The organism is Novosphingobium aquimarinum (assembly GCF_009746585.1).
In the GTDB taxonomy this organism is placed as follows: domain Bacteria; phylum Pseudomonadota; class Alphaproteobacteria; order Sphingomonadales; family Sphingomonadaceae; genus Novosphingobium; species Novosphingobium aquimarinum.
The window spans coordinates 49,693-64,279 of record NZ_WRPO01000022.1 but is presented as its reverse complement, the minus strand read 5'-3'; the positions used below and the strand labels follow the sequence as shown (position 1 = coordinate 64,279).

Below are 14,587 nucleotides of genomic sequence, written 5' to 3'. Positions count from 1 at the left end.
CCACCCGGCCTCCCGATCAGGGTATACTCATGGGAGGCCGGGTGGGGGCGCGGGCCGGTGCCGCATCCACCTCAGTGAATCAAGCTCTCAAGCCGCGGCGTCGAGACCGTACGCCGTGTGCAGCACGCGTACGGCAAGTTCGGTCTCGTCGGCGTCGATCAGGACCGATACCTTGATCTCGCTGGTGCTGATCGCGAGGATGTTGATCCCGCGATCGGCCAGCGTCTTGAACATCGTCGATGCCACGCCCGCATGGCTGCGCATGCCGACGCCGACGACGCTGATCTTGGCGACCTTGTCGTCCGAAATCAGCCGGTAGAAGCCGATCGCGTCCTTGCGCTCCTCGAGCATGGCCAACGTCCGCGCCAGATCGGCTTGCGGCGCGGTGAAGGTGACGTCGGTCTCGCCCTTTTCCTTGGCGACGTTCTGAATGATCATGTCGACGTTGATGTTCGCCTCGGCCAGCGGCGTGAAGATCGCGGCGACCGCACCCGGCTTGTCGGGGACGCGCGTCAGCGTGACCTTGGCCTCGTTCTTGTCGGCGGCGATGCCGGTGATCAGCTGGCGTTCCATGTCGCTTTCTTCCAGTTCCTCGTCAGAGACGATCATCGTTCCGGGCAGGGTATCGGCAGCGGGGGCATTCTCGTCGATGAAGCTGGAGAGCACTTGCACGCGCACGCCTTCCTTCATCGCCAGGCTGACCGAGCGGGTCTGCAGCACTTTCGAGCCCACCGAAGCCAGCTCGAGCATTTCCTCGTACGTCACCAGCGGCAACTTGCGCGCCTTGGCGACGATGCGCGGGTCGGTCGTGTAGACCCCGTCGACATCGGTGTAGATGTCGCAGCGATCGGCCTCGATCGCCGCCGCCACCGCGACTGCCGAGGTATCCGAACCGCCGCGCCCCAGCGTGGTCACGCGGCCGGAGGGTTCGAGGCCCTGGAAGCCGGGGATCACCGCGATCTCGCCCGCCGCCATCGACGCGAGCAGGCCATCGGAATCGATCGATTCGATCCGCGCCTTGGCATGCGCGTTGTTGGTGTGGACCGGAAGTTGCCAGCCGAGCCAGGAGCGCGCCTTGCATCCCATCGCCTGCAGCGTCAGCGCCAGCAGCCCCGAGGTCACTTGCTCGCCGCTGGCCACGACGACGTCGTATTCGGCCGGATCGTAAAGCGCGTTGGCCTCGCGGCAGAAGTTCACCATGCGGTCGGTCTCGCCCGCCATGGCGGAAACGACCACCGCAACTTCGTGCCCGGCCTCCTGCTGGCGTTTGACGATGCCCGCCACGCGCCGGATGCGCTCGGTGCCGGCCATCGAGGTGCCGCCGAATTTCATCACGATTCGTGCCAAGGCTGACTCCGCCCCCTTCGTCCGCTGATATGCGTCGGGCGCGCTGTTAGGGACAGGTCCGCGTGAATGCAACTGCCGGACGTTGCTTCAACGCGCTCGCAAGTCTCCGGCCCCTTCCCTGCGGCATGCCTCACGCTGCCTGTACCGAGGGATCTGGCTATCCTCCATGGTTAACAAGCACGACCATGCCCGCCCGCCTTTCGCCTTGCGCATGGGAATACCCCTAGGGGTAGCAAGAACAATTTAACCTCTTTGCACAGTGATTTGGCTACGGCTGGTAGGGTATCGCCATCTGCATCGAAAAGTAAAAAAACAAGACATCTTGACGGGTTGAGACATGACAAAAACCAATCTTAAGAGCGTCGCCATCGTCGATGAGGACATCCGGCGCCGCGCAGCCCTGAGCTACTTGCTGCTGGGCGAGGAAATTCACGCAGAACCGTTCGAAAGCGTGGCCGAACTCGATAGTACGGGAATGGCCTGCGATTTCGTTCTCATGCATGACAGCGAAGACGCGATTCCGGATTATTTGTCACAAGTCCGTCGAAGCGGACGAGTGCTGCCGTTTGTCGTTTACCATGAAAAGCCCGACGCTCGTCAGGCGCTCATGGCCGGGCGGCTCGGCGCCACCGACTATCTTCTCTGGCCGTTCGACATCGCTGCGGTGCTTGGTCTCGGACTGATGTCGCCAGAAAGCGACGCTGCCGCCGGCTCTCAGCCGTTGCGCCGCGCCGTCGCGAGCGGCTTGCTGGACAAGCTCACTCCGCGCGAACGCGAAGTGCTGAACGCGGTGACGTCCGGGATGACCAACAAGCTCATCGGGAACGCGCTTGGCATCAGCCCGCGCACGGTGGAAATTCATCGCGCCAACGCCTTCGACAAGATCGGCGCGCGCAACACCAGCGAAGCCGTTCGGGTCGCACTCGACGGATGCCTGATAGGCTGACTCGACGGCCGATATCCACGACGGGCTGACGGCATCGTGCCGACTGGATCGCCGCGCGTCGCTCTGCTACTCGCGGTCGCGTGAACACCAGCGAGACTCAGGATACCATTCGGCCAGCCGAAGCCACGCACTTCGGCGCGCTCGCAGCGGATTGGTGGGATCCGCGCGGGTCGTCGGCGATGCTGCACCGGCTCAACCCGGTGCGGCTCGGCTTCATCCGCGACGAGATCGACATGGGCTTCGGCGCCGATCCGGCGTCGCTGCGCCCGCTGGCCGGCCGCCGCGCGCTCGATGTCGGCTGCGGCGCCGGGCTGCTGTGCGAGCCGCTCGCTCGGCTGGGCGCGCAAGTGACCGGCGTCGATGCGGCGCCGGAGAATATTGCGGTCGCTGCCGAGCATGCCGGGGCGATGGGCCTGGCAATCGACTATCGCTGCGGCGAGCTTGCCGGCCTGGACTTGACCGGTTTCGACCTCGTCTGCGCGATGGAAGTGATCGAGCACGTCGAGCACAAAGGCGCCTTCGTCGCCGCGCTGGCGTCGGCCATGACGCCTGAAGGCCTCATGGTGCTCTCGACGCCCAACCGCACCACGCGCTCGCGGCTGCTGCTGATCGAGGCGGCGGAGCGGCTCGGCCATGTTCCGCGCGGCACACACCACTGGGACGATTTCATCACGCCCGACGAACTGAGCGAACTGCTCGCCGCCGCAGGGCTCGCGATGAGCCGCCCGCGCGGCATTGCCTGGGCGCCGGTGAAGGGCCTGCACCTCTCGGACGATCTCGCGCTCAACTACATCGTCACCGCGACTCGCGCCTGAGCTGGGCCCTTGGGCGAGACGCTGATCGAGATCGCGGTGATCGCCGCAGGGCTGGCAACCGCCGCCCTGCTGGCATGGCCCCGCTTACGCAACATGCCGCTGTGGCGCGCGACGATCACGCCGCTGGCCTCGATCATCGGCAGCGGCTTCCTGATCCTCGGGCCGATCCTGGTCGACAGTTTCGGCAGCTATGGCGTCGTCGCGATGGCAGCGCTGTGCCTTGCCGGTTATGCCTTCGGCGGCGCGATCCGCTACAACATCTCGCGCATAGGCCAGCATCCTGGCGAATTCGACGGCGACCGGGAGGGGGACGGTGCGCCCGACGATCCAGTGGCCGTGGCCGCTTTCGAGAAGGCTTCGAGCTGGGCGCTCGCCTTCGCCTATGCGATCTCAGTCGCCTACTACCTCAACCTGTTCGGCGCGTTCTTTGCCCGCATCTTCTCCGGCCCGAGCGACTTGCTGGGCCGGATCATCACCACGGCCGCCTATGCGCTGATCCTCGGTGCGGGCCTGCTACGCGGTTTCGCTCTGCTCGAGCGGATGGAGCAGCTCACGGTCAGCCTGAAGCTCGCGATCATTGCCGCGCTGATCGCCGCGCTGGCGGTGCAAGGCGGGATCGAGGCAAACCGAGGCACGATCGAACACAGCAGTCCGACGACGGGCGGCCTGGGCGCGCTGCTGATGATGTTCGGCCTGATCGTCACGGTGCAGGGCTTCGAGACTTCGCGATACCTCGGCAAGCACTACGATGCTGGCACGCGGATCCGCTCGATGAAGCTTTCGCAGTGGATCGCCAGCGCCATCTACGTGGCTTACGTCGCGCTGCTTTCGCTCATCTTCAAGGCGGGTTCCTTCCCGCTGACCGAAACCGCGATCATCGACCTGATGGCGGGCATTTCGGCTTTGCTCGGCCCGCTGCTGATCGTCGCGGCACTGGCGGCCCAGTTCAGCGCGGCGGTGGCGGATACCAATGGGTCGGGCGGTCTCGTGACCGAGCTCACCGGCGGGCGGCTCAACGCCCGGCATACGTATTTCGCGCTCGCAGCGATCGGATTGACGCTGACCTGGGTGGCGGATGTCTTCCAGATCGTCAGCTACGCCTCGCGCGCCTTCGCGCTGTACTATGCGCTGCAATCGGCAATCGCCTTTCTGCGCGCGCGCCGCGATCCCGAAGCCGGTCTCGCGCATGGCTTGCTTTACGCCGCGCTCGCGCTGCTGGGACTCGCCGCCGCGATCTTCGGGACGAGCGTCGAAGGCTAGGGCGTCGGACTGTGCAAATTGGCGTTTGTCTTCGCGATCCTGCGCGAATTACTTAACAAACCGCAATTTATCCTATCGGTTCGTCGCATTTCACAAGGTTTCGTCACGATTGCCGGCGCTTTGCGGAACCGTCGAGCGACGGCGCGCATTGCGCAACTGATAAGCAGCCTCATGGCAGGAACCACATGTTCACTCAGCTTAACCCGACACTACCCGTTCACGTGCTTGGCAAAGGGCACGGCTATGCGATCGGCATGATCGACTATGGGCAGGAGCATAACCTGATCTGGGTCACCGCGATCGACGAAACCGGCGAGATCTGGTGCGCGCCCAATCCCGAAGTTCGGCTGGGGCGCAACTGGACGATGGGCCGGGGCGAGAACCCGCTCGTCACCGCGGACAAGGCCTCGCGCAAGGCCGCCGCCCCGCACGATGCGGGCGAGCCGTGCGAGGCCTGTGCGCAGCTGGATTCGCTCGAAGCGATCTAGAACCTGGCGATGGCAGCACGGACTTGCGCTTCGCGCGTCTGCCAGTCTCCGCAAATCACGTCGTAGTCCACCCCGGCGCGATCGAGCATGCTGCGTGCGATTGCGGCAAATTCGGCCCGCGCCGTGAGTGAACCGAAAAAGCGTGTGCCATCGTCGACCCACGGCACGTCAGCCATAAACAGCAAGTAGTGTTCGGCCTTCTCGTAGGCCAGCAACGCTGGGGGAACTTCGCCGAACAGCATCTGCGCCCAAGCCGCCGTCATCACCGGATCGGTATCGAGAACGAGCACGGGCGGGCGGGCCGCGGCGGCCGCGCGCATCGCGGCGTCCTGGCCTTCCGCGATGGCGAGCAAGTCGGCCATCGTCAGATCGGTGCCGCGTTCCTCGCAATAGGCGCGCCCGAATTCCGGCACGACCGGATACCCCAACCGCGCCGCCAAGGTAGACTTTCCGGTGCTCTCGGCGCCATGCAGGCAAATCCTGATCATTGGGCCGCAGCGATCGTTTCGCGGCGATCCGCCTCGACCCACTCCTTGAGGCCGATGAGGCTCATCACCAGCATCCCGCCATAAAGCCCTGCCGTGGGATAGAGGCCGCGATGGATGTAGAGCGACACCGCCGCCACGTCGATCGCGATCCACAGCAGCCAGTTCTCGATCCGGCGAAACGCGAGGAGGATCTGCGCGGCCATGCTGGCGACCGCGATCGGCCCATCCACGTAAGGCGCGGCCGCGTTGGTGTAGCGGGCCATCGCCCAACCCAGATTGAGGCTGATGGAAGCCGTTCCCATCAACCAGACGGCGCGCGCCTTCCAGTCGAGCCAGCGCACCGGAACTCGATCATCGTCCCCGCCGATGCGCCGCCACATCCACCAGCCCCACGCTTGCGCCGCAATGAAGAACACTTGCAGCCCGCTTTCCGCGTAGAGCCGGTTTTCCCAGAACACGAAGATGTAGATCGCGACCGAGGCGATGCCGAACGCGAAGTTCCAGACATTGCGGAAGATGAGCAAAGCGATGTTGACGACGCCCAGACCCGCCGCCAGCCATTCCAACGCGGTCATCCATTGGGCGACGGTCATGTTCGCGATGGTCATGCGGCGTTCCTGAAGCCAGTGTGTCCGCGGAAGGGTCCGCAAAGCCCTGCCGCAGGTATTCCGCTATCTTTCGAGTTGCCAAGCGATTTGTGACAACGGTCACGCCACGCGAAGCCGCCGATTGCAGTCGACGACCAGAGTGAAGTCGCTTAACGTCGGCGCGGCTCGGTCGCGGCGCGGCATGCTGCGCGGGGCAGCATGCCGGGCAGATGCGTCCGGCAAAGCGCGGGACATATTCATGAACACTCTGGCATGAACAACGTGGCATGAGACGGCTGGCGCATTTCGACATCAGCCGGCGAGTGAACGCGCCGCTGCCGCGCCTGGCCACACAAGTCGGCTTCGGCCTGGTTTGCGGCCTGGCGATGATCGCGCTGCGCACCTTCCTCGACATCTGGTTTCCTGTCGCCGGGCCTTTCGCCCTGGTCTATCCCACGGTGCTGCTGGCGACCCTCTACGGGCACTGGCAGGCCGGCCTTGTCGCCTGGGCGGTCAGCTTTGGCTGGGCCTGGTACGTCGTCCTGCCTTTCCCCCACTCCTTCGAATTCGCCGAGGCAAGGGACATACCGCGGGTCACGCTCAATGCGGCTTCGGCGTTGATCGTTCTGGTCTTTGCGGAAACCTTTCGCAGCGCGGTCGAATCGGGTCGCTTGCAAAGCGATGCCGAGATCGAGCGGCGCGCGATCCTCCTCGCCGAGATGGAGCACCGCACCAAGAACAACTTCGCGCTCGTCGCCAGCCTCCTCGAGATCCAGAAACGACGGGAAAGCTCGGAGACTGTCCGATTCGCCTTCGATGACGCGATCGGGCGCGTCCGCACGTTCGCCGAAGCCTATTCCCATCTCGCCGACGAGCAGGGCGAAGGCGCGCACGTCGAGATGAAGCCCTATCTGCAGCGGCTGGTCGAGCGCGTCGGCAGCGCCGCGTTTCCGCCGAACGTCACTGTCACGCACGAGATCAGCGATGTCAGCATGGCACGCGAGACCGCGGTCGCCATCGGCCTGTTCACCAACGAGGCCCTGACGAACTGCGCGAAGTACGCGTTTCCCGATAGCCGCGCCGGAGCGGTGCACGTCGCTCTCGATGCTCGCGGCGATGAGTGGTCGCTCTCGATCCGCGATGACGGCACCGGTACCAACGCCGATCCGGTGGACAAGCCCGACAGCGGCATCGGATCGAGCCTGCTCGGCGCCTTCGCCCGACAAGCCGGCGCGGCGCACGTGGTCCACCCAAGCGATCGCGGCTTCACCGTGGAACTGACGAGCGCGAAATAGCGCGGCGGGTTCGGGGCGGTACTTAGCCGGCCAAGACCGCCTGGCGTCAGACCAGCGCCGCGCTCCATTCCGCCTCGTCGAAACCGACGAGCAGGCCGCCGTCATACTCCAGCACCGGCCGCTTGATGCAGCTGGGATGCGCGGCCATCACCGCCACGGCCTTTTCGCCATCCAGCCCCTCGCGCTCGTCCTCGGCAAGCTTGCGGAAGGTCGTGCCGCGGCGGTTGAGAACGGTCTGCCAACCGGCCTCCTCCACCCACCGCGCGAGCCGGGCCGCGTCGGCGCCCTCCTTCTTGTAGTCGTGGAAGACATAGGCGATGCCGTGCGCATCGAGCCACTTGCGCGCCTTCTTGATCGTGTCGCAGTTGGGGATGCCGTAAACGTCGATACTCACGAATCATGCCTTTCGAAGCGGTGGATGCGCGGATCCGCGCACGCGAACAGCGTATAGTCTTCGTAGAATTCGGCGCGACCGCGCTGCTGGATCGGGGCGTGTTCGCCATGGCGGCCCCAGGCGCGCGCGCTGGCCTCGTCCGCCCATTCCGAAATCGCGACGACTTCGCCATCTTCGGCGGTGTAGCTGCGAAAATCGAGGAAGCCCGGTTGCGTGCGGGCAAGCGCCAGCATGCGATCGGCATCGCCCTCGTAGGCGACGGCATCGATATCGGCGCGCTTGCGGTTGCGGAAGACCACGAGAAACATGGCCCGGGCCCCTACCGCTTCGGCGGCGGCCGGACAATTGCGCGATTGCGCGACGCGGGTAGACTTTCGCGCGTTTGCGCGACAAAGGCGCGGGGGCAAGACGGGGATCCCATGAGCGTCAACACCTTCGGCCGACTGCTGCGTTTCACCACCTGGGGCGAAAGCCATGGGCCGGCGCTGGGCGCGGTGGTGGACGGATGCCCGCCGGGCCTCGCCATCACGGAAGACGCGCTGCAGCCGTTTCTCGATGCGCGCCGACCGGGCCAATCGCGCTTCACGACGCAGCGTCAGGAACCCGATCAGGTTCGCATCCTGTCCGGCACTTTCGAGGGCCGCACCACCGGCACGCCGATCAGCCTGATGATCGAGAACGTCGATCAGCGTTCCAAGGACTATTCGGAGGTCGCCAAGGCCTATCGCCCCGGCCATGCCGACTATGCCTACGATGCCAAGTACGGCTTTCGCGACTATCGCGGTGGCGGGCGCAGTTCCGCGCGCGAAACCGCCGCGCGGGTGGCGGCCGGCGGCGTGGCGCGGCTCGTGATCCCCGAAGTTTCTATCTCGGCATACGTGGTCGAGATCGGTGGGGACGCGATCGACTACAGGAATTTCGATCCTTCCCAGATCGCGCGCAATCCCTTCTTCTGTCCGGACGCAGTGGCTGCGCAGCGCTGGACCGAGCAGGTCGATGCGGTGCGCAAGGCCGGCTCTTCGGTCGGCGCGGTTATCGAATGCGTCGCGACCGGCGTGCCGGCGGGCTGGGGCGCTCCGCTGTACGGCAAGCTGGATGCCGATCTTGCCGCCGCGATGATGGGGATCAATGCGGTCAAAGGCGTAGAGATCGGCGATGGCTTCGCCGCCGCGCGCCTGACGGGCGAGGAAAACGCCGATCCGATGCGCCCCGGCGAGACGTCGCCCAGCTTCGATGCCAATCATGCGGGCGGAATTGCCGGCGGCATTTCGACCGGGCAGCCGGTGATGGTACGCGTCGCCTTCAAGCCCACCAGCTCGATCCTGACGCCGCAGCCGACGATCACGCGCGACGGCGAGGCGACCGAGCTGTTCACCAAGGGTCGCCATGACCCGTGCGTCGGCATTCGCGGCGCGCCGGTGGTCGAGGCGATGATGGCGCTGGTGCTGGCGGATCACAAATTGCTGCATCGGGGCCAGTGCGGCTGAGAGCGCGTCTTATCGCCACTGGCGGGCGATTGATCGAAAATCTCGCACAAGCGATCTGCCAAAGATCGACTGAGCCGATCAGGTCCATCGGCTCTTCCATCTACAAAGCGCCCGGCATCCACCCTATCTCCCACCTGTCAATTCCACCCAGACAGAGGGAGATTTATTCATGGGTATCATCGGCAGCACGGTTCAGCCGTTCAAGGCCACCGCCTTCCAGACCGGCAAGGACTTCTTCGACGTCACCGAAAAGGACATCGCCGGCAAGTGGGCGGTCTTCTTCTTCTACCCGGCCGACTTCACGTTCGTCTGCCCCACCGAGCTCGAAGATCTCGGCGAGCAGTACGATACGCTTCAGGGCATGGGCGTGGAAGTGTTCGGCGTCTCGACCGACACGCACTTCAGCCACAAGGCCTGGCACGACACCTCCGACAAGATCGGCAAGATCAAGTACGCGTTCCTGGGTGACCAGACTCACGCACTGGCGAAGTCGTTCGGCGTGCTGCGCGACATGGGCCTTGCCGACCGCGCGACCTTCGTCGTCGATCCCGATGGCGTGATCCAGATCATGGAAATCACCTGCGAAGGCGTCGGCCGCAACGCGACCGAACTCGTCCGCAAGATCAAGGCCGCGCAGTACGTGCGCGCCCACCCCGGTGAAGTCTGCCCCGCGAAGTGGGAAGAAGGCAGCGGCACGCTCGCGCCCTCGCTCGACCTCGTCGGCAAGCTCTGATCCCATGACGTGCGAAGGGCCGGCTGCGGCCGGCCCTTCCTACCGCCGCGTGCCAACGATCCGCGCGCCTTTGCCCCTTTTCATTCAATGAGGAATCCGATGCTCGACGCCAATCTGACGCAACAGCTCACTCAATATCTCGGCATGCTTCGCGAGCCGATCGAGCTCGTCGCCTCTCTGGGCGACGATGCGAAGTCGACCGAGACGCGCGACCTGCTCACGCAGATCGATGCCCTGTCCGACAAGGTTTCCGCCAAGTTCGACGGCGACGACGAACGCCGTCCCAGCTTCATCGTGCGCCGCGCCTCCGACCCCAGCGTGTGGGTCCGCTTTGCCGGCGTCCCGCTCGGCCACGAATTCACCTCGCTGGTGCTCGCGCTCCTGTGGAGCGGCGGCCACCCGCCCAAGGTCTCCGACGAGACGCTGCAGGCGATCCGCGACCTCGAAGGCGAATTCAACTTCGAGATGTATTTCTCGCTGTCGTGCCACAACTGCCCCGACGTGGTGCAGGCGCTGACGCTGCTGGCACTTTTCAACCCGCATATTTCGGCGACCCTGATCGAAGGCGGCGCGTTCAAAGACGAAGTCGAGGAACGCGGCGTCATGGCCGTGCCCGCGGTCTTCCTCAACGGCGAAAGCTTCGCCAACGGCAAGATGAGCGTCGAGGAAGTTCTGGCCAAGCTCGACACCAATGCTGAAGCGCGCGCTGCCGCCAAGATCGAAGGCAAGGATCCGTTCGAAGTCCTCGTCATCGGCGGCGGCCCCGCCGGCGCCTCGGCCGCGATCTATACCGCCCGCAAGGGCTTCCGCACCGGCATCGCCGCCGAACGCTTCGGCGGGCAAGTGCTCGACACGATGGGCATCGAGAACTTCGTCTCGGTGTCCTACACCGAGGGCCCGAAGCTTGCCGCCGCGCTCGAGGCGCATGTCGGTCAGTACGATATCGACGTCATGAACCTGCAAAAGGCCGAAAAGCTGATCCCGGCGACCAAGCCCGGCGGCATGCACGAAGTCGTGTTCGCCAACGGCGCTTCCCTCAAGGCGCGCAGCCTGGTCCTGTCGACCGGCGCGCGCTGGCGCAATCTCGGCGTGCCGGGCGAGTTCGAGTACCGCAACCGCGGCGTCGCCTACTGCCCGCACTGCGACGGCCCGCTGTTCAAGGGCAAGCGCGTCGCAGTGATCGGCGGCGGCAACTCGGGCGTCGAAGCCGCGATCGACCTTGCCAACATCGTCGGCCACGTCACGCTGATCGAGTTCGATTCCAAGCTGCGCGCCGATCAGGTGCTGCAGGACAAGCTGCGCTCGATGAAGAACGTCGACATCCTGGTGTCGGCGCAGTCCACCGAAGTCACCGGCGACGGCGAGCTGGTCAATGGCCTCAGCTACAAGAACCGCGAAACCGGCGAGGAAAAGCACGTCGAGCTCGAAGGCGTGTTCGTACAGATCGGGCTGGTGCCCAACACCGAATGGCTGAAGGATTCCGGCCTCGAACTGTCGAAGTTCGGCGAGATCGTGATCGATGGCCATGCCGCGACCAACCTGCCGGGCGTGTTTGCCGCCGGCGATGCGACCACGGTGCCGTTCAAGCAGATCATCATCGCCATGGGCGAGGGATCGAAGGCGGCGCTCAGCGCCTTCGATTATCTCATCCGCAACGAAGCCGTGGACGAGATCGCGCAGGCGGCCTGACCCCTTCCCTGCAGGGTCGCAAACGGGCGGGAATCCTCAGGATTTCCGCCCGTTTCGCATGATGAAGCGGCGCGTTTTGGAAGTCCCGCAAGGCCAACCGACAATGGTTTGTGACAAGTGGGTTGAAAAATGCTGCAATACGGTATATAAAGGTATGCATGATCAACAGCATATCGGACTTTCACCGCTTCGCCTATCTTGAAGAGAACTTCGAAGATCTTCGTGACTATTGCAATGACAACGGCATTTGGATTTGCCAGTCACTGCGTAAAAAGGGGCCCATGACTTTCGCTCTTGCTAGAAGCGAAGACATGGCATCGGCCCTCAACAACAAGTTCGGGTAAAATTCGCTCGGGGCTGAGCAATCAGCCTCTGCGTCTTTTCAGGATTACATACAGCGCACCGCTGCCTCCATGGCGCCGGTGCGCGTTTCGTATGGCGGCGACCTCGCTCGCCATCGAACTCGCCGCGATCCAGTCGACGATCTTCGCGCGGATCGCGCCGCGCCGCGTGCCGCGATCCGCGGCATCGACGGGCCGGGGCTTGCCGGTCACGACGAGCACCACGCGCGCATCGAGCGCGCGCGCCTGTGCCAGACCATGCAGCAGTCGCGAATAGGCGACGTCGAGCGACGCACCATGCAGATCCAGCGTGTAGTCGGGCATCACCGTGCCCCGCGTCAGCTTGCGATCCCAAGTCGAATCGAGACTGTTGGCACGCTGCGAAGGCGCGGGAGCCGGCGGCGGCTTGGGCGGTGGTGCCTTCGGCCTGACGGGTTGCTTGGATTTCGAGGGTTGAGGCTGTCCCGAAGGAGCTGGCTTTGGCGCCGGCTTGTCCGCAACGCCCGGCTTGAGGCGAGCCGCCTCGATCGGCGCGACGGTGCGCGCCACCTGGGCCCAGGCTTCGGCTTCCTCCGCGCTGAGCCGGCGCCCCGGACGCCTCACCGGATGCCGAGCCGCGCGAGCGTCCCTTTGGGCACGAACACCAGCGCACGGCCGCGCCCGCTCATGCCGCCGGCGATCTGGCGCGCTTCCTCACCATTGCCCCAGAAGGTGTCGAACCGGTTCGGCCCCTTGATCGCTCCGCCGGTATCCTGCGCGATCCACAAGCCATTGGCCACGGTGCGATCCAGTTCGAGCCAGACCGGCGCGCCCAACGGGGTGAACCGCGGGTCGGTCGCGACCGAGCTTTCGCGCCGGACGGGGACGCCCAGCGCGCCCAGTGGGCCATCGCCGGTCAGTTCGCGGAAGAAGATCCAGCTCTGATTCTCGCGCATCAGCGCACGGCCTTCGACCGGATGCTCGCGAATGTACTGCATGATGCCTTGCATCGATCCGGGGTACTGGCCCGGTCCGTCACCGATCAGCCCCCGCTCGCGCATCACGCCGCCGATGCCGGTATAGCCGCGCCCGTTCTGCCCGGCATAGCCGATCCGCATGATCGTGCCGTCAGGCGCGCGCAGCATGCCCGAGCCCTGGATCTGGAGAAAGAAGAACTCGACCGGATCCGCCGCCCAGCCGATCTCGAGGCCGCGCCCGGCGAGCGCGCCGTTCTCGATTTCCGTGCGATCGAAGTAGGGAACGAAGTTGCCTTGCGCGTCGTAACGGCCGAGCGGCATCTGTTCTTTGGACGTGGGCTCCGCATCCCCCGGTCGCGCCCGCACCAGATCGTCCGGCAAGCCATAGACGGGGACATCGAAGCCTGGCAGACGTTCCCGCGATCCGGCGATGTCGGGTTCGAAATAGCCCGTCGCGAAAGCGCTGCCATCGCCGACTCGCACCGTCTCGAAATAGCGTTCGAAGAAACCCGGGCCATCGGCATAAGGCCAACTGGCGAAGGCGTCGCACGCCTCTTGCCAGTCCGCCGGGCGAGTCAGCCCGGAGGCATCTTCTCGGGTTACGAGCTTGGGGCAGCTTTCGTGAAAAGAGAGCAAGGCAGTCGCCGCATCGCCTTGGCGAAGATCGAGCGACTCGACCGTTGGCCCGGCGCTCACGCCCAGCGCGATGGCACTTTCTGCGGTCGTTTCAGGCAAGGAGCCGGGTGGAGGCGATGTGACCGGCGGGGGCGGCGAGCCCCGCGTGTCCCCCGGAATGATCCGGACGCAAGCACCAAGCAACAGCAGAAGACAGGCAACGCTGCCGAATTGCAGAAAGGCGGGGAGCGGACCGCGCGCCGCCGTCCTGCAAGAGGGCATCGGTTAACCCTCGTCGGTTTCCTCGAGCATCCAGTCGGGATCGGGCGAGCGCACGTCGCGCACGAATGTCCAGACATCGATCGATTCGATGGCATCATCGAGTGAGCCGGCGATCATCGTACCCTCGGAGTCGCGCGTCACCGCGGCGATGTCGCTGCGGAAGCGCACGGTGATTCGCGCATTGGGCGCTTCGTACTGCGCCCCGGTGATCTGCGTTTCCTCGATCCGGATGAGGCGGTTGTCGAGCTGCTCGCCCGCCGCTTCGCGCGCATCGATCGCCTGAGCGAAGCCTTCGTAGACCTCATCGTCGCACAGCTGCCGCAGCTCTTCGCGATCGCCGCGCCAGAAAGCTTCGAGCACGAGGCGATACGCGGTCTTCGCGCCATCGACGAAGGCGAAGGCATCGAACCGGCGATCGGCCGCGACGATTTCCTGCAGCCCGCGCTCGACCAGCGGCGTAGTACGCGGCATCTCGCGGATGCGCGGCGGAGTTGCGCCGTTGGCGGAAGCCTTGTCTTCGTGGCCACGTTGCGCAGCGGGACCGCGCGGAGCCCCGGCGGGACCCTCGAACCGTCCGGCGATCGGTTCCTCTTCATGCTCCGCACGGCGCCCAAGCACCGAGTAGAGTCTGAGCCCGAGGAATGCGGCGATCATCGCCAGGATTACGATTTCGACAGTCACGCTTACAGGTCCATCCTTTTTACGGCGTGTGAGCTCGCGCTCGAAAGTCAGCGCCAAGCATAGCCTGAGATAGGTAATCTTGACAAATGAACAACGCGTGAGTGCACCTTAGGGGGTAATTTTTCGTCCATATACCGCGTGGCGGCTTCGTCTCGTCGTCTCTTTGTTCGACAGCGGCGGCGG

At 64.9% G+C, this 14,587-nt stretch carries 16 protein-coding genes; 8 read left to right on the top strand and 8 right to left on the bottom strand.

Going from position 1 to position 14,587, the window contains the following annotated elements; translation table 11 throughout:
- Window positions 1–87: 87 nt before the first annotated feature.
- The gene (locus GQO94_RS17265) at window positions 88–1,347 is read right to left on the bottom strand and encodes an aspartate kinase (RefSeq protein ID WP_156842678.1); all 1,260 of its coding nucleotides are present in this window, start codon (window positions 1,345–1,347) and stop codon (window positions 88–90) included.
- A gap of 337 nt (window positions 1,348–1,684) precedes the next feature.
- Here GQO94_RS17265 and GQO94_RS17260 point away from each other — a divergent pair, with 337 nt between their 5' ends.
- The 4 genes from GQO94_RS17260 to GQO94_RS21080 all read left to right on the top strand — a co-directional run bounded on the left by GQO94_RS17260 (window position 1,685) and on the right by GQO94_RS21080 (window position 4,856).
- The gene (locus GQO94_RS17260; protein ID WP_156842677.1) at window positions 1,685–2,293 is read left to right on the top strand and encodes a response regulator transcription factor; all 609 of its coding nucleotides are present in this window, start codon (window positions 1,685–1,687) and stop codon (window positions 2,291–2,293) included.
- A gap of 80 nt (window positions 2,294–2,373) precedes the next feature.
- The gene (gene ubiG, locus GQO94_RS17255) at window positions 2,374–3,108 is read left to right on the top strand and encodes a bifunctional 2-polyprenyl-6-hydroxyphenol methylase/3-demethylubiquinol 3-O-methyltransferase UbiG (protein WP_156842676.1); all 735 of its coding nucleotides are present in this window, start codon (window positions 2,374–2,376) and stop codon (window positions 3,106–3,108) included.
- A gap of 9 nt (window positions 3,109–3,117) precedes the next feature.
- Window positions 3,118–4,368, top strand: coding sequence for a hypothetical protein (locus tag GQO94_RS17250; protein ID WP_232332995.1), 1,251 nt, complete (start codon window positions 3,118–3,120; stop codon window positions 4,366–4,368).
- Window positions 4,369–4,553: 185 nt separating this feature from the next.
- A complete protein-coding gene (locus GQO94_RS21080) occupies window positions 4,554–4,856 on the top strand; it encodes a hypothetical protein (protein WP_232332994.1) in 303 nt (100 codons plus the stop codon).
- Here GQO94_RS21080 and GQO94_RS17240 read toward each other — a convergent pair.
- Both GQO94_RS17240 and pnuC read right to left on the bottom strand, forming a co-directional pair.
- Entirely contained in the window at window positions 4,853–5,344 is a 492-nt protein-coding gene (locus GQO94_RS17240) for an AAA family ATPase (protein ID WP_156842675.1), read from the bottom strand. The genes GQO94_RS21080 and GQO94_RS17240 overlap by 4 nt on opposite strands.
- Entirely contained in the window at window positions 5,341–5,952 is a 612-nt protein-coding gene (pnuC, locus tag GQO94_RS17235) for a nicotinamide riboside transporter PnuC (RefSeq protein ID WP_232332993.1), read from the bottom strand. Before pnuC ends, GQO94_RS17240 begins: the two co-directional genes overlap by 4 nt.
- Window positions 5,953–6,218: 266 nt before the next feature.
- On the opposite strand from pnuC, the gene GQO94_RS17230 reads away from it, so the two are divergent.
- Window positions 6,219–7,226, top strand: a complete 1,008-nt coding sequence (locus GQO94_RS17230; RefSeq protein ID WP_156842674.1) for a sensor histidine kinase — start codon at window positions 6,219–6,221, stop codon at window positions 7,224–7,226.
- 46 nt (window positions 7,227–7,272) lie between these two features.
- Here GQO94_RS17230 and GQO94_RS17225 read toward each other — a convergent pair whose 3' ends face one another.
- Window positions 7,273–7,620 (bottom strand): ArsC family reductase, encoded by a 348-nt coding sequence (locus GQO94_RS17225; RefSeq protein ID WP_156842673.1) that lies wholly within the window; start codon window positions 7,618–7,620, stop codon window positions 7,273–7,275.
- Window positions 7,617–7,928: an antibiotic biosynthesis monooxygenase family protein gene (locus tag GQO94_RS17220; protein WP_156842672.1), complete on the bottom strand. Its 312-nt coding sequence runs from the start codon at window positions 7,926–7,928 to the stop codon at window positions 7,617–7,619. The genes GQO94_RS17225 and GQO94_RS17220 overlap by 4 nt, the downstream gene beginning before the upstream one ends.
- Before the next feature lie 111 nt (window positions 7,929–8,039).
- On the opposite strand from GQO94_RS17220, the gene aroC reads away from it, so the two are divergent.
- The 3 genes from aroC (at window position 8,040) to ahpF (ending at window position 11,529) form a co-directional block, all read left to right on the top strand.
- Entirely contained in the window at window positions 8,040–9,107 is a 1,068-nt protein-coding gene (gene aroC / locus GQO94_RS17215; RefSeq protein ID WP_156842671.1) for a chorismate synthase, read from the top strand.
- Window positions 9,108–9,276: 169 nt separating this feature from the next.
- Window positions 9,277–9,840 (top strand): alkyl hydroperoxide reductase subunit C, encoded by a 564-nt coding sequence (ahpC, locus tag GQO94_RS17210; protein ID WP_156842670.1) that lies wholly within the window; start codon window positions 9,277–9,279, stop codon window positions 9,838–9,840.
- A gap of 99 nt (window positions 9,841–9,939) precedes the next feature.
- On the top strand, window positions 9,940–11,529 hold the full coding sequence (ahpF, locus tag GQO94_RS17205; protein WP_156842669.1) for an alkyl hydroperoxide reductase subunit F: 1,590 nt from the start codon (window positions 9,940–9,942) through the stop codon (window positions 11,527–11,529).
- A 365-nt stretch (window positions 11,530–11,894) separates the two neighbouring features.
- On the opposite strand, the gene GQO94_RS17200 is transcribed toward ahpF, so the two are convergent.
- Genes GQO94_RS17200 through GQO94_RS17190 form a run of 3 tightly spaced genes read right to left on the bottom strand, consistent with a single transcriptional unit; the run spans window position 11,895 to window position 14,404 of the window.
- Window positions 11,895–12,473: a Smr/MutS family protein gene (locus tag GQO94_RS17200; protein WP_156842668.1), complete on the bottom strand. Its 579-nt coding sequence runs from the start codon at window positions 12,471–12,473 to the stop codon at window positions 11,895–11,897.
- On the bottom strand, window positions 12,470–13,723 hold the full coding sequence (gene mltA, locus GQO94_RS17195) for a murein transglycosylase A (RefSeq protein WP_156842667.1): 1,254 nt from the start codon (window positions 13,721–13,723) through the stop codon (window positions 12,470–12,472). Before mltA ends, GQO94_RS17200 begins: the two co-directional genes overlap by 4 nt.
- 3 nt (window positions 13,724–13,726) lie before the next feature.
- On the bottom strand, window positions 13,727–14,404 hold the full coding sequence (locus GQO94_RS17190; RefSeq protein ID WP_156842666.1) for a Tim44/TimA family putative adaptor protein: 678 nt from the start codon (window positions 14,402–14,404) through the stop codon (window positions 13,727–13,729).
- Window positions 14,405–14,587: the final 183 nt, after the last annotated feature.

Coding starts and splice junctions, on each gene's coding strand:
- mltA (WP_156842667.1), bottom strand. CDS start 13,723: ATGCCCTCTTGCAGGACGGCGGCGCGCGGTCCGCTCCCCGCCTTTCTG.
- GQO94_RS17260 (WP_156842677.1), top strand. CDS start 1,685: ATGACAAAAACCAATCTTAAGAGCGTCGCCATCGTCGATGAGGACATC.
- GQO94_RS17230 (WP_156842674.1), top strand. CDS start 6,219: ATGAGACGGCTGGCGCATTTCGACATCAGCCGGCGAGTGAACGCGCCG.
- GQO94_RS17240 (WP_156842675.1), bottom strand. CDS start 5,344: ATGATCAGGATTTGCCTGCATGGCGCCGAGAGCACCGGAAAGTCTACC.
- pnuC (WP_232332993.1), bottom strand. CDS start 5,952: ATGACCATCGCGAACATGACCGTCGCCCAATGGATGACCGCGTTGGAA.
- GQO94_RS21080 (WP_232332994.1), top strand. CDS start 4,554: ATGTTCACTCAGCTTAACCCGACACTACCCGTTCACGTGCTTGGCAAA.
- ahpF (WP_156842669.1), top strand. CDS start 9,940: ATGCTCGACGCCAATCTGACGCAACAGCTCACTCAATATCTCGGCATG.
- ahpC (WP_156842670.1), top strand. CDS start 9,277: ATGGGTATCATCGGCAGCACGGTTCAGCCGTTCAAGGCCACCGCCTTC.
- GQO94_RS17220 (WP_156842672.1), bottom strand. CDS start 7,928: ATGTTTCTCGTGGTCTTCCGCAACCGCAAGCGCGCCGATATCGATGCC.
- aroC (WP_156842671.1), top strand. CDS start 8,040: ATGAGCGTCAACACCTTCGGCCGACTGCTGCGTTTCACCACCTGGGGC.